We start from the raw sequence: 15,559 nt of genomic DNA, 5'->3' as shown, positions 1-15,559 counted from the left end.
TTCAGTTCAGCCGCTTCGCCGCTTTGGCGGCCACGTCCGGGAAAGGCATCGGGCCCGGCATCCTGGAACTGGCGTTTCCATTTGCCGAGCAGGGCTTCGGTGATGTCGAGGGCGTGGGCCACATGGCGCAACGGGGTGCCCGCCAGCACCTGGTTTACGGCATCGCGCTTGAAGGATTCGGGGTAAGTACGTCTGGTCTTGGTCATGAACACAACTCCTGGGTGGGCATTATCCACCTTAAGTCAGTGTCCATCGAGGCCGGGCCAGACCAGCCCCCACGTTCCGATATTTCCATTAGGTGGGTGGGGTATATGAGTGTCGTTGCAAATTCTCAGCATTATCGTTAATTAATCCGTCATGCCTTTACTGGGAAAAGCCAGCTGCGGCGGTCCATTGCGCCGGTTTAGGTGCGTTGAAACCCTTGGTGATAAGTGAGGTTTTATGAGGTCGTTTGCGCGCTAACCGCGACACTAACCACCGCAATGCTAACCCTCCCAACAACAGTGATTCCCCTGTTAACCAGTGTGTTAACCACGGGACTGTTAACCAGCGCGTCCGCGCTACGGGCCATTGCTGGTTACGGTTCTACGAGTACTGTTGTGGGTCGGGCCTCGCGCGTATATGCGCGTATTGTTCCCGGAAACCAGCGGATATGCCGCGCATGCGCTTAGCCAAACGCCATGATAGGTGAAATAGTGGACGCTCATTCACAAGCTCCGGCGGTACCGAAGCAATAGCCGACCAAGGCCCGCAATTTGGCCGAAATGGAAGTTAAGAGCAGCAGCTTTCTATTTCCGGTAATGGGCCCGACTTTGCGTCGCTCTATCTATAGAAACACAACGCGGCTTTCTCGTCTCGCCCGAGTAATTGCGACATAGAGAAGCTTCCTGCCTTCGTCGTTATCTTTACTGAGCAGTTCTTGGCGGCTCAACACGATGACCTGATCGAACTCTAAGCCCTTGGCGCGATGCATGGTCGAGAAATACACAGTTCCTGGAACAACATCACAGGACTGACTAGCTTCAACGGTTGAAGTCTTGAGGCCTTTTTTATCACTCAATGCGCGAGCGAAATCACGCAACTGCTTGCTTGAAGCGATAACGCAGGTAGACCACCGCTCGCTTTCTCCTTCAACGTACTCGCCGATCCAGGCACTTAGACAGAGGCTCACCTCTTCCAGGTTACCGAATCGCTCTACGACTGGGGCAGGGCCATGGGATAGAGATTTATATCGTTTGCTTTCATCAGATCCGTCGTCCAGGTCATCGATCTCGCAGCCTTCCAGATAAGAAAGTGCTGCCCTGCGAATTTCGTCCGTGGTCCGGTAGTTGATGTAGAGCTTACGGGAGCGGCCACGAATATCGACACCGCAACGACTCAGAGCTGTTTTGTTGCGACCGTAGATCCGTTGATGTCCGTCGCCAACGAAGAACAGATCATTTGGGCTTGGAGCAATCATTGCACGAAGCAGGCGAATTGCTTGTGGTCCCAAGTCCTGGGTTTCATCAACGACGATTGCTGAATACTTACCGTGCATTTCATCTTGCGCGAGCAAGCTGGCCGCATCGCGATATGCATCATCTACTTCCTTCAATTTCCGTGAAGTCAGCTGCGTCCTGTACTCCTCGAATACGGGCCAAGCTGCATCGCGCTTGCTTCGCGTTAGAACAACCCCGCGACCTGCGCGACGCGCTTGACGATATTCATCTCGACTGGAAATTCCTTGAGCAAGAATGACTTGATCCAACTCGGTTTCATAGAAATTCGCAGGAAGATCGAGCGCCGGATCCTTAGCGGCCAAGGCCAACTGCCACGCATCCTCTGCGGCGCCTTCATGGCGGTTGTAGACGATCGTATGCTCGTAGCGCTTGCTACGCAGGTAGCCATGTACCCATGCATCGAGGTTAATGACCTCGATTGCTTTCATCGTTTCAGCGCTGCATAGCGCCATCAGGTTTTCCTTCACATCGATCGCCAGATTCTTTGTGAAGGTAGTAAACAGGACTCGCTTGGCTGGCTGTGTTCGATTCTCGGCAAGCCATTTTGCACGGTGGATCGCAAGCACAGTTTTCCCGGTCCCAGCGCCACCCAGTACGCGTGCCGGGCCACTGAAATCCTTGGTGGCGAGCTTGCGCTGCGTCGGGTGAAGGAACACTCGCCACTGAGCCAGCGGAGCATTCATGATGGTCGATAGGGCTTCATCATCTTCAACGATAACGAAGCGGGACTGCGACTCGGCTCGATCAAGTGCCCCAGCAAAGTCCGTAACGTCAATGGCCACATCAACACGTGTCTCACGTGCAACCAGGATCTGGCTGATGCTGTCGCCCGCCAAGAAGAGGAAGAGTGCCTCGTAGGCCTCAACCGGTAAGGTGCCATGCATGCCATCCAGATCCGTCTCATCATTGATCTGGCGTACGGCAGGTAATAGATCTTCCGGTACGCCGACACTCATCAGTTCCTGATTGCTGAGTGTTGTGAATGGGCTGGGTGCCTTCTCTGCAGCGGCAACGGCAGTTGCGGTAACAGGCTCCTGAAGAACGCTCACGTGTTCAGTCAGCACGATCTGCATCGCCCCCGTGACAGGGTTGATGGCTATCTTTCTGTTCTCGGCCCACAGATACGCATCATCGTGATGATCGACGTAGAGCAATACATAGACATCTCCTTGGCTCGGCTTGAAAACGATCCCCCGCCAGTCTTGGTCGATACGAACTGACTTTAGATTCGAATCGCGCGCCGCGTTGATGTTTTCATAGTTGATCCCGGACGAGGTCGGATCGCTCTGAAACTTGATGGCCCACTTCAGGATCTTGCCCTGAACGGTATTCGGCAATCTTGCCATCACAGAAAGAAAATCCTGCGCCAACGCGACCTTGGGTTTCAGGCTCATTGCATGTCCTTTGTATTGTTCAGTAGAGCCCGCACCTGCTCGGCCCAGGCATCATGGTATTCAATCACTCTCCAGCCAGCGGCTTGCCACCGAGCCATATACTCAGCCTGGTGCTCCAGCAAGAGCACTGCATTGCATGAAGACCATGCCAGTTCTGCCTCGGCGCAAACCTCATCTGTCTCATCCTGCAACTCGAATCCGATCTGATCAGGCGGCATGACTCCCGCTGCCTGCAGCACGGCAAGCCCGGCATGCGTGCTTGTCATTGCGGCATCCTGCACCGCTGCCCACGCTTGCTCATGTGCGTCGGCTGGAGACCCCACCCCAGCCGAGGCCCCCGCCGGCGAAGGCAAGATCAAATAGTCGTCGCCCTGGATTCCGCGTCGAGTTGCCAGGAATACGCCCGGCAAGACTTGCAACTGGTTGAAGAGCTGCAGCCACTGGCGCCATACAAGCTGACGTTCCTTCTCCGGCAACTCCACATCATCATCCAGCAACACCATCCCCGGGCTTAGATCCTTAGCGGCTCCGGACTTGGCAAATGCCTGGGGCCACCACATGCGCACGGTTGGTGCCGCACCATCCTTGCTGCCAGCGGGAGCTGCATTCCCGGTCACTTCCATCCAGTCAGGCCAATGCGTTTGGAGATCAGCGAGTTCGGCCTTCAACACCTCATGCGCAGGGTCATTCGGCGGCGGCAGCATACGGAAAGTCAACGCCACTGCGTTTCGTCGCAATTTCAGCTCACCCGGATCAAAGTCAGGTTCGACAGGTGTAGCCAACCAGTTCAGCAATTGCGCTACCGCATTGCTCTGGAATGCCCCTGCATCCGGCTTCAGGAAATCCGGCAATTTTGCCGTGCCTTCGTTTCGGGCCACGCGCAACAGTGGAGACTCAAGATCGGTTGCAGCATCGCTTTCCAATGCCTGCCTCACGTCATCGTGCGTAACTGACCACACCCAGAACTTCCCGCTGGCGAGCAGGGCGGAGCGCTTGCGCGCATCTTCGCGCGTGATCGCATGGTGATGCGCCCAACCATCACAGAAAATTGCGATCGGTCGTCGGATAGACTTGCTCTGCGTAGGCCAGATCACAAAGTCCGGATTGGACCACCAGACAATATCGTCCGACATGATCTCCTTGCCTTGCGGTTCAACCCAGTAACTTTGTCCTCCAACTTCGAACAACCACCCCGACTTGCCCTTGATGATTTCGCTCACCAGCTTGGAATGGGGTATCCCACCCTTTCCGCCCAGGCGCTTCAAGCTCTCGATAAATCGCGCTTCAAGTGCCGAGTCAAAGTTGGGGTTGATGTAGATGTCCGAAATACTCTTGACCTGCTCCAGATGATCAAGCTTGCCAAGCAATTCATCCAGCACTTCCACGGCGCGACGACGGGAGACCATCGCCATCGAACGCCCGAGCCGGTACTGGTACAGGCAGCGGTAGCAACCATCCTTGTCCGGGTTCTGGTTACATGAGCATGCATGCAACGCATCGCGCGCCATCTTCAATACATCCGTGAGCGTCTGGGCATCTTCGCTTAGAAGTTGCTCCAGGTAACCCGTGCCGCCAGGCACTGAGTCATATAGCAAAACGTATTGGCGACGCGGTCCGCCCTCTCTGCCCGGCTCGTCCTGCGTGGTAATCCGCAAGTGATCCACCTTGCCACCAAAACGCCTCTTCAAACCAAGCTGCAAAGCCGCAATGAAAGACTGGACCACCTCATCATCAATGCCTGACTGCGTGTAGGGCACCAGAATGCGCAAGGCTTCAGAGCTGAATTCGCGGTAGAGGTAGAGGCACTCAATAATGCTTGCTGCATCATTGGCCTCGCGCTTCTCGCAATCGAACGCGTGATCCTGCTTCTTCTCTTCACGATCAGATCGACGCGGTGGCAGCTGAACCTTGCCACAGTGACGGCAGAGCTTGAATCCCGGCCGCTGGCTCTCCTTGTCGGCAACCTTGAAGTTCTCCCCCGGCTTACCAAGCTCACCAAAGTTGATGTCCCGAAAATTCGCACGAGCGATGAACTCAAAGCCGAAAGGCAGGCTGTCGGTCTTGATCCGCCAGGCGTGGCGCACATCCTTGGGGTCAAAGTCCGCAAGCAACTGCCGGGTGTAGAACTTGGGCTCGCGATCCTCCGCACTATCGTCAATCCGCACCCGCGTATCGTCGCTGTTGGCGATTGCCTGCTTGAAGCGTAGTAATGGCCGGCGCTGGGAAATGTTGCTCCACATTGCGTCACCGCAGCGCGGGCAGTTGGCATGGATATCAGTCTGCGCATGTTCGTCTCCATGCAGCCCAAGCAAGTCCATGTGGTGACATGCCGGGCATAAGCGCCAGTCTTCCAGCTTGGCCAGACTCATATTGATCTGGTCTACCTCGACACGCCGTTGGTTCGCATAAAAGCGGTTCTCGGGCGCAAATTCGGAGATTGCCGAGGCCGCCGGACGTTCGTATTTGATAGCGGGCAGCGCTACATATGCGCCTTCACCCACATCATCAGTGCCTTTCCTGCGCCACAAGACCGATTTCAACTCAACGCCCGCTTCGGGGAAGGCGTAATTCGGGATCAGCCCGGCATCCGTGAGCGCATTGAGCAACTCACGTTGATTGATTTCCTTCACAAGCATCAACGCGCCTTGTCGTTCCCGATCCAGTTGATCTATCTCCGCCTTGGTCGCTTCATCCTGCGGCTTGGCTTTCAGTGCCTTGATTTTGTCCTTGCTCGCATTGGCACGCTTGCGATGCTGCTCGCGCTCGAAGGCAAGGCCCTCCAACAGCTTGAGCATCGAAATGCGCAGCCCGTCCAGGTCCTCGGTGCCGGTATAGAAAGCCTTCAGGCGATCCTGAATGCGCGGCGACGCCTGCTTTCCTAAAAGCAGAATGAAAGCGCCCAGCAAACGAGGCTCATTTGTAAGCACATGCTCAAGGAAGGTGTACGGGAAGCGGCCTGAGGCATTCTTGTCGATGGCGTCCAGCGCTTCGGATGTCTTCTCTGGCAAAGCATCGTCATCAATCCCGCTCGCGACCCAATCATCCAGGCAGAAGGCCATCAGCTGACGTCGCAACACATCTGCTGCCTGCAAGAAAATCCCCGGTGGCGCCACTTCCCCGGTCAGCATTTCCTCGGTCTCTTCGAAGAAATACAGGTCATGCGGACTGCTGCCATCGGCAAGCGTCGTTGTGAGCGCATTGCCATCACGCCGCCCGGCACGGCCGATCCGCTGCAGGAAGCTCGCCTGGTTCGGCGGGACCGAGCACAACATCACCGCAGAGAGATCGCCGATATCCACGCCCATCTCTAGCGTAGGCGTAGCCGAAAGAAGGTTTTCGTCCCACTTCTGTGGATTTTTGGATTTAAAGCGATTTTCTAGCGCTTCGCGTTCATCGCGTTCCAGCAAGCCGGTGTGTTCGGCTGCAATCACCCTGCGCAAATCGCCCGTGCTGAAGCGCCTTGCCAGCCATCCACCCGCAGCCCCATGGCTTGTGTAGGCAAAGCCCGGCGCGTCCAGACACGGCATTCCGAGCAAGGTCTCGGCCATATCGGATGGAACATGCATGTAGCGCTTGCCATCGTTGCTTGTCAGGCGGGCCAGCGAACTTGTGATCTGTAAATGCTCCGCTGCGAGCGCCACAGATATCCCCAGATGCCCGCCATCGAATTCACGCAGGAGGCCTGCGGCAACAAGGCAACGAATGGCTTCCCTGTATATCGGCTCCGCCATACCCGCGCTGAGCAGCATCTGCTGCCCCAGGCATGCAGATACCCAACGTTCGTACCAGGTCTGCTGGCGCGCGTTGATCAGCTTGTCAAAATGCTGATGCGTGCCCAGCGTCAGGTAAGTAGGGCGTGGCGTGCGTTCCCCCATTGACGGCAACCACTCATTGCGCGCATTGGCGAAGCCGAAGATGTTTCCGTCCATCGCAAAGCGCTCCAGCTCCGGGTGTGCAACTGCCCCCCGCTGCCGCAAGTAGCTCAAGAAGCCCCATAGCCACTGGATGACTGGCCCACGTTCCATGCCATGAGCGCCAAACTGTTCGCGTAGCACCGCCAGCACCGCATCCGCCACCTCCAGCACTTGCGCACTCTCCGGTGCCAGCACCGACTTGCCCACGCGCTCCAGCGTCCGGCCGCGCTGGCTCAGGTACGTGAAGTTCGAGAACGCCTGCCACATAAGGCGTTTCTGCACGCGTCCCGGCAATCGGCTACTGGCCGGCAGCTTGCCCTTCTTCAGTAGCTCGTCCGACCAGTCCCGCTGCCACAGCATATTGGGTCCGATGAACTCCGCAACGAAATCCTCCTTGCTTGGCATCGCCAAGGGCGAACCCGGCTCCAGCCAGATCGCACCAAAGCGCTCCAGAAACTCAGGCCAGGTGATCGCCGGCGTTGCCAGCACATCCAATGCTTTTGCCATCGCCGTGCGCACCGTGTTGTCATAGGTACGCGCTGCGAAAAACCCTGCGCGATGTGCCGCATCCTGCACCGAGTCCGAAAACGCGATCAGCTTCTTGTCGTCATTGAACGGGCTGGCCCAGGAATGCTCGATCACTTGAGCCCCCAGCGTCGCGTTCCTCGCACCCAGCAGGATCAACCGATCCCGTGCGCCACAAGCGGGGCAAGTGCTGTCGTGCCAGTTGTAGGCCATGTTGCCGCGCTGGCTGTTGCGAACTCCTGTGGTTCGAAACACGCGCACCAGCTCCTCGTTTCCGCACGCACTACAAACCTCGCCATTGCCTTGCATATGCCCGCAGCCACAACACAGGAGTTGTGGCACGCCTTCGACCGGGGACTGCGAGGCGTGAAGCTTGCCGGGATAGACCCGCACTACATCCGCACTGCCACCGAACCAGGCGTTGTAGATTTCATCCAGTTTGTCACTGAGCTTGTTGCGCCCACTCGGCAAGCGGGAGACCCATGCCGTGGTGTGGCACTGGCTGCATTGCACCAGCGGCAAATACACTCCCACCGGCTTCGATTTCAAATCGGCTGAGGCTTTGAGCTCAACTTGCTGTGGATCTGCTGCCAGTTTTGCCACCATCCGGCGCAACTCGCGCATCCACAGCTGAATTCGCAAAGTCACCAAGGGCATGGCCGCAGTCTCAGGACTTCGCGCCCACGCCACCAACACCAGTAAAGCATCCAGCACGAGATGGATATGGCGGCGCGCTGCCTCAGGCAGCGGACCCTGCAACTGGGCTTGCAAATCCGCCAATGTCACCGCGCCATCTTTCGCCAGCTTGAGCAGATTCACAAACAGCAGATGCTTCTTGAGCATCTCGCCCAAGGCCATTCGCCAAGCGGAGTCCTCTACATCAGCAGGCAATGGCTTGTCCGGGAAAAACACGGCAAACCACGCACGCACGGCCGCCTGTTGCGTCGCATAGGCTGCCGGGTTTAGCAAAGACTCCGTGCCTTCCGGCCACTGCAACACATGCTCAATGGTTGCGTCGCCAAGAAACTCGGCCACTGATTTGCGGTCTTCGGTGACCACCGAATCCGGCGGGAACGCGCTCCCGAAAACCTGTTCGGCATAGTCACGCAAGGGCTGCGTATCCGTGCTGCCTCCTAGCGTTGCCGAGGTACCGGCACATACCAGATGCCCCTCTGGCGTTTGCAAACGCGCGCGCAATCGGCGCAGCAACAAGGCCAGATCCGTCCCCTGTGCGCCATCGAAGGTATGCAGTTCATCCACCACCACATAGCGCAAAGTAGTGGGCGTGTTCTTCTCCCACAACTTGCGATCACGGGGCCGGATGAGCAGGTAATCCAGCATCTTGTAGTTGGTCAGCAAGATATCGGGCGGAGCCCGGCGTAGCGTGTCGCGATCCGTAATCACACCGCCCGCAGTCATCGTCGTGCCGCTGCCCGGCTCGCCGGCCTGACCACCCACAAACAACCCCACGCGTAAGCCCTTGAACGCCGGCATCTTGTCGACGAGTTCCGCGATACGCCGCGCCTGGTCCGACGCCAGCGCATTCATCGGGTAGATTACCAGCGCCTTGATGCCTTGCTCGCCAGCAGTCTTGGCGCGACTTGCATGATCCAGCAAGGGATACAGAAAGCACTCCGTCTTACCGCTGCCCGTGCCTGTAGCCACCAAGGTATTCATGGCTTGTTTGTTACTTGCAAGGCGCGACCAGGCTGCCTCCTGATGCACATAGCCCGGGAACTGCGTGTCAAAGTGCCCGAAAAAAATGCGCCCCGCCGTACCCGCCCTGAACGGAAGGCCAATCTGCAGGTAAGGCCCCTTCATCCACGCCGATTCTTCATCGACGAAACGTTGCATTAAGCCGTGGAAGAAGTCATCGGACGGCTCGAACCCTGTAAGCAGGAATTGCTTGAGACCATTCTGAATATCGCGGACGAGGAGGGAAGGCAGCATTTTAAGAAGTCAGTCTAGAGTTTGTATTGCGGGAGCAGCACAAGAGGGGCTGCCGCCTTAGTTTACTAAGCGGCCTTGATTGCCGCGCAGAGCATTTCATCGTTGGCTACAGCAAACAGGGCGCTCATTGTTCGACGCTCTCTAAAGAACGGGACTCAGAAGTGATCGCCGCTTCACGTAATCGCCAAACTATTGGAGTCAGCTCCGCTTCGTTGATCCAGGACATTGGGTTTATCACCTTCACCAAGATCTCTGCGATACCTGCCGGGCTGATCCACACTCGATACAGCCACGCCTTCTCTCCTAGTTCACACAAGACACGGCGCTCATTTTCGGTCATGAAAAAATCACTTCCCCGAGCTGTGGTCGTCTTGACCTCTATGTAGCGCTCCTCTCCGGGCCAGGTACTGGCAATGTCGTAACCGCAACCGACGTCCGTGTTGGCTTTCAGCTCGACATAGTCTTTGGGTACCGGGCAGCCGCATCGATGAAGGCGTTGCAATTCATCGATGTACACCGCTTGTTCGCCAGCCATACCGGTTTCTGCATTTCGGTTAAGTTGCTCCAAAAGCTCATTCGCTGAGGTCACTTGTCGCCGGGTCCCGGAGCGGTCCGTGTCGTCTTGTTTCGAGTCTGGCCCACTCGTGGCGACTTCGGTCGATATCACTGGCACTTCAGCGACACGCAGATATAGCGTAAGCAGTTTGGATAGTGACCCGACATCAGCGCTGACCCGGAGCAGCGGATTGGTGGCAGAAGGATTCAGGAACGGAGCCCCATCGCTTAACAGGCTGGCAGATACGCCTTTGTCACGCGAGGTGTAGCGCTTATCAATGGATGCGAGACTTCCCACAAGCAGCGACATGTCACGCCCATCCAGGGATTTTTCTCGCAGATACAGGCTCAGCTTGTCCTTATTCATCCGCAATGCAAGCTGAGCATTCTGGTGCTTGAAGAAAGTGAATATCCAGGTCGGAGCCGTTTTCTTGGTGTGCCCGGAGTCATGCGTTAGCTGGCCACCGAATTCGTCTTCAATCAGCTTCACCGCAGCCCATACGTTACTTCCCACACGGTCTAGCTTTCGTTTTGGAATCGTCTGTAGCACCTTCTCAAGTCCCTTCAATTAACGGATTTCTGATTTTCGAAGAACGCCCAGGCTAACCGGTAGTCCGCTTCGCGGTCGGCGCGGACGAAGGGGGCGGTGTATTGGCGTTGTTTGAGGTATTTGCCGGTGGGCAGGGTGTCGTCTTCGACCCATTGGGTGACGACGGTGCCGTCAGGTACGAGCCATTGACCGTCTTTGTAGAGGTCTTCCCAGCCGAAGGTGCCTTCACGTACTTTGCCGTCCGGGGTTTCGATACGGCATTTCGGGGTGGTGCGGCTGCCTTTGCGGGGCAGGCCAACGCCGACGAGGCCTTTGCTGATGGTGAAGACGATGCGACCTTGGATGTCGTACCAGGTGTCGCGCTCGTACTGCTGCATCACCGGAAACTGCACGCGGTAGATGAGGATCAGCTCTTCGAGGGTGAGGCTCAAGGCTTGGGCCACCAGCACGTCGATCTCGACCAGCGCCATGCGGCGAGCGTAGTCGGTGCGCAGTGAACAGTTCCGCTGCCATTCAGGTGTGAGCTTGGCAAAGAAGTCCTGCGGCAGGCGCGGGTCGGCTGGCCGGCTCCAACTTTGCCAGGCAAAGGCGGGATCGAAGACTTCGGACCAGAGTGTAGCGTAGTGATTGGTGAGGCAATTTAGCGCGACGTAACGAGAAAACAATCCAGTTTCCGCAGCAATCATGGGCAACCCAGTCCATGTGCTGTGTAGATTCGCCCGTCCAATAGATTTTAAGTAAAAATCAGCAAGTAATGAGCTACAAACACATCCCGCAATAATCAAATAGGCGGATTCTTTGAATGCGTTTGACTGCACACCATTAATATGAGAGCAGCCCGGTGGAATCAGTGTGCCGGTCAAGGTTCTCTCCCCAAGAGGGGGGATCATGGCTCGGAAAGCTAGTCGATAATAATCAGTTACCTTTTTTGAGCAGAAACGTTGAACTGTTATCGCCTGCCCCTTTTTTTGTCGATGAATCTCTTGTTCGTCCGCGGTCAGCTGCTCCCATGGCAATTGCTTAAATTCAAATTCGCGCCAACTCACCGTCGGGGTGCGGCGGGAGTATTCGGCGCGGTCGGCCATCGGGCGGTAATTGGTGCGCGGCAGGTAGTCGTCCGGGATGGCTTCGAGGTCGATGGGGTCGTAATGCTTATTGGCAGTACAAACGCGCTTCGGAGTTTTGTTGAAGGGGTTGGCGAGAAAGAAGTGCGGGCCGGAGAGCACCCAGTCTTCCGGGCTGCTGACAAAGCCGTTGTCGCCCACCGGGCGGCGGCTGATGGTGCCATCGTGCTGCTGCATCGTTTCGTGCCACATCTCGGTCGAGAAATAGTCGTCTCCCAAATCGTTCAGACGGCGTGGGTAGGCGGCGAGCTTGGCGAGCACGCTGCTCAAGGCGCCGGCGTGCAGCGCGGGCAAACGGGCGCGACGCGGCGGCGTACCGGCTTCGTCGTAGAGTTGGGCGAAGACTTTGAGCTGGGTTTCGGTGATGGGCACGATGCGATCGCGATGGCCGACGGTATTCCACTTGCCGTCGTCAGTCTTGTAGCCGCCAGCTTTACCCGCACCATCGCTCGCATAGCAACCATCCACAGTAAATGGCTGAAACAGGTTGCTAATCTGGTCAAACGCAGGACTGGGTTGCAGGCCTCCGCTGATGTTGATGCTGTAACGGGTGTTATTATGTACATCGGCAAATAAGAGCATTTCATTCACAAACTGGAAATGTGCCCGCAAACGTGCATACACCACTTCGCGCAACGCACCGCCCTTGGGGTCGTCATACGGGCCTTCGGGATGCAGGTAGCCCGTCACACCGTGTTGCCCAGCCAACATCCAGCCCAGCGGCATGAAGCATTTGTAGAGGTTAGTCTGGCTGCCCTTGAGCAGCGGGTAGTTCTGCGTACCGTTGAGGAAGTTCTGGGAGGCTTCGGTCTCTTCGAGCTCGGCCGTCCATTCGCCTTGCAGGCGCGGGAATTCGTCGAAGGCTTTGGCTCGTTCGCGGGTCAAGTCCGTCGCCGAAAACTTGCGGATAGCAAACAGCGGCTTGGCTTCGCCGAGAATGCCGGCCTCGTTCCACTCGATCTTGAGCCAGGGCGGGTTCCCCAGTACCAGATCGAAACCGCCGCGCTGGGCGAAGACGTCGGCAAAGGTGAGTTCCCAGTGCATGAAGCGGCGAGTGCTGGCGATGTTTTCGATGGTCTTGATGCGCGGGAAGTGATCGCGCAGCTTGCTGATGCGCAGCTGGCCGAACTTGTCGTGGAGATTGGGCTGGACGACGTTTGTGGTGAGCACGGGCTGAGCGGCACCGAACATGTCGTCCTGAATTTCCGGAACGAGCTGCTGCGCTTCGGGTGTAGCGCTGAAATCGAAGCCTCCTTGCGGGGCAAGATCGACGATGTTGCCTTCGAGGATTGCACCGATTTCCATCCACCATTGCTCGCGCAGTGGCAGATCTGTGCTGCCCTGAATAGGCCAGAACCACAGGGCGCACCAGTAGTCCATGACGAGCTTAAGGCGGCGGTACGGAGTAGCAAGATCGCCATCGTCGTTGAGCAGGCCTTTTTTGCGGGTTTCTTCCTTGAGGCTGCGCGGGGTAGCACTGCAGCTGTCTTCCTGCGCGGGCCAGATGCTGAGCGGGTCTTCGGTGGCGGCGCGGTCGCGGATCAGGGCCTGTACATGCTCTTGCCATAGGGTGTCGACCTTGTCGCTGAGCTGCTGCAAGCGGGCGACTTCGTGGCGTTCGAGCGGTTTGGTCCACTCCTTGCGCCACGCTTTGAGGCATTCGAAGTCTTGCGGGTAGAGGCTCTTGGCGACCTTGTCGGTGTAGCTGGCCATGCCGGGGTCGGGCAGGAGGAAGTGGTAGACCTCGTCCTGGCCGCGCAGGCTGCCTTCACCGCCAGCCTGAGGGGCGAGGCGGCGCGGGGCTTCGTTGTACCACTTGGGGTCGGCGTTCTTGACCAAACGCTGGGCGGGCCAGACTTCGCGGCGGGCGCCGATGAGGCTGTTGCCATTGAAGAGCTGGTAGCCGAACCAGGGCACACGGGCGGGGCGCGGTGGAATGGGATTGCCGTCGGCATCTTCAGTGGGCTCGCCGTAGATGGCGTTGAGCCAAAGCGAAACTTCGGCCAGCTCGACGGCGACGGGATTCAAGTCAACGCCGAAAACATTGCGGTCGGCAATGTACATGCGTACTTTTTGCAGCTCTAGTGGGTAGCGCTCATGCGGGATGCGTTGGTTGAGTTCCTGCTGTTTGAGTTCGAGGTATTTCTCGGAGAGCTGGTTAACGGCTTCGTTCAGGAAGGCGGCGCTGCCCATGGCGGGCTCGACCACGGTGAGGTTGAGCAATTCATCCGCTGTTTTGTCTTTGAGCAGCTCTTTGAGGGCGTATTTCACCAGACAGCGGGTGAGTACCTGTGGCGTGTAGTAGCTGGCGCTCTTTTGCCGGTCGCGCCCGGCGAGGCGATAGATGAAGCTGCCTTTGGGGTACATGCGCAGCTTCTTGCGCCCCTCGTCATCCTCTTCGTACACCATCTCGCCAGGCTTGTAGCCATCGAGCTTGAGGCGGCTTTCGGGCACGAACCAGGCGTTGTCGAGCACGTCCGTGTTGGTGCTGCCGCTGAGGTCAGTGCCTTCTTCACCATCCTCTCCGTCATCACCCTCGTCGTCACTGCGGGCAGCCTTGGCTTTCTTGGAGTCAGGCTGAACTTCGTAGAGGTTTTCGGCAGCGAAGAAACCACGGTAGGAGAGGAGAGCTTCGTAGACGGCGCCGAGCTGGTTGATTGAGAGGAGCTGGTAGCTGATGCGGCCGGGGCGACCACCGCGCTTGGGCTTGCTGATGGACATGCCTTTGATGACGGCTTGCCAGATGTGATTGGGGAAGACGACCTTGTTCAGGAGCGGTGTGGCGGCAGGGTCGAACAGGCGGCTGTCGAGCGGGGAAAGCGAGAACACATCCTTGACGCTGGCGGCACTGAAGTTGAGTGCCTGTGCTTCGCTTATGCCACAGCCATCTGCGACGAGTGAGAAGAGGCGGCGCAGGGTCTTGTCGAAATACTTGCCGTCGCGTGCGTGCGGAGTATTGAGAGCGACGCGCTCCAGATCGCGCAAGGATTCGAGGCTGTAGCCCTTGAGGTAGATCTCGCTCTTGTTGATGGGTACATAACCCAGCTCGGGTCGCGCTTCGATGTAGAACATGAAGAGCAAGCGGTAGACGAGTCGCAGGCATTCGAGGCTTAGCTGTTCGGGGTCGAGCGCATCCTTGCCGGAGTAGAAGCCTTTGCCTTGTGTGGCGGCGAGCTGGCGCAGCTGGCTGGCAGCTTCGTTGCCGAGCAGCTCGATGGCGGAGCGCAAGGCGTACTTGAGGTCTTCGGATACACCAAAGGCGTGTTTGTGGGCGTTCTCGTCGAGGCCTTCGAGCAGGCTGGCTGTGCCGGCAGCAGGCGCGAGGCTGTCGCGGTGCAGGAGGGCGGTCGTGGCTTGCAGGGTGGCGCTGTCTTTGCGGTCGAGGATTTCACTCCAGTCGAAACGCAGCACGCGGTTATTGGGCCACTTGAAGCGGTCCAGCAGCAGCCATTGATTGAGGCCGACGAGGATGATGAAGCGCGGGGGCTGGTCAGCGCCGAAGATGGCTTCCGAGATGACCTCGGCGATGCTCATGTCCTTGAACGCTTGAGGCACGGGGATGCCGGCGTAGTGGCAGGCAGCGAGCTGCTGGTCGAGGAGGTCGTCGTCTTCCTGGCCGGGGTTGTAGGCTGGAACGATGAGGAGTTGCGGAGCTTTGCCGGCTTCGGTCAGTGCCTGCCATCCCGGCACGGGCATGCCGGGATGCAGCTCGCATTGTTGCGGCTGCAAGGTGTAACCCAGCGCGGCGAGCAGGGGCTGATGCAGGTCGCGGTGAGCAGTGAGACGATCTTCAGGCGACTTGGCGCGCGTGAAAGCGCTTTGCTGGGCGAACCAGCGGGCGCTGCAGGCTTGCAGCTGTTTGAAGGGCGCTTTGACTGATGCGCCTTCCTCATCTTCAGCGGTCTGCCAGCGTTCGATGAGCGATTTGATATCGCCCTTGAAGACTTCGGCCAGGTAGTGGTGGCTGTAGAACTCGTTTTCGTTGGCGAGGCCAGCGAAGGTGGAAACGGTATCGGCAACTGACATGGTGTGTGGGCTCCCGTTTTTT

Annotated in this window: 5 protein-coding genes and 1 pseudogene; all 6 read right to left on the bottom strand. The window is 57.8% G+C overall.

Translation table 11 applies throughout. The features are described from left to right. Nucleotides 1-206, bottom strand: a 206-nt coding sequence (locus P4L78_RS12390) for a transposase (RefSeq protein ID WP_309328368.1), incomplete at its 3' end; no start/stop codon positions are given. A gap of 620 nt (nucleotides 207-826) precedes the next feature. Continuing rightward, nucleotides 827-2,893, bottom strand: a complete 2,067-nt coding sequence (locus P4L78_RS12385; RefSeq protein WP_309328367.1) for a UvrD-helicase domain-containing protein — start codon at nucleotides 2,891-2,893, stop codon at nucleotides 827-829. Beyond that, nucleotides 2,890-8,175 (bottom strand): Zn-binding domain-containing protein, encoded by a 5,286-nt coding sequence (locus P4L78_RS12380; protein ID WP_309328366.1) that lies wholly within the window; start codon nucleotides 8,173-8,175, stop codon nucleotides 2,890-2,892. The genes P4L78_RS12385 and P4L78_RS12380 overlap by 4 nt, the downstream gene beginning before the upstream one ends. Nucleotides 8,176-8,475: 300 nt before the next feature. Continuing rightward, nucleotides 8,476-9,153: pseudogene (locus tag P4L78_RS22950) on the bottom strand (DEAD/DEAH box helicase); the annotation flags it as partial. A 253-nt stretch (nucleotides 9,154-9,406) separates the two neighbouring features. Continuing rightward, nucleotides 9,407-10,405 carry a DUF3883 domain-containing protein gene (locus P4L78_RS12375; protein ID WP_309328364.1) on the bottom strand — a complete coding sequence of 333 codons (999 nt, stop codon included), beginning with the start codon at nucleotides 10,403-10,405 and terminating at the stop codon, nucleotides 9,407-9,409. Beyond that, the gene (locus P4L78_RS12370; protein WP_309328363.1) at nucleotides 10,402-15,537 is read right to left on the bottom strand and encodes an Eco57I restriction-modification methylase domain-containing protein; all 5,136 of its coding nucleotides are present in this window, start codon (nucleotides 15,535-15,537) and stop codon (nucleotides 10,402-10,404) included. Before P4L78_RS12370 ends, P4L78_RS12375 begins: the two co-directional genes overlap by 4 nt. Between the last annotated feature and the right edge of the window lie 22 nt (nucleotides 15,538-15,559).

The organism is Silvimonas sp. (assembly GCF_031291215.1).
Lineage (GTDB): Bacteria > Pseudomonadota > Gammaproteobacteria > Burkholderiales > Chitinibacteraceae > Silvimonas > Silvimonas soli.
This window is presented reverse-complemented; position numbering and strand designations above follow the sequence as displayed.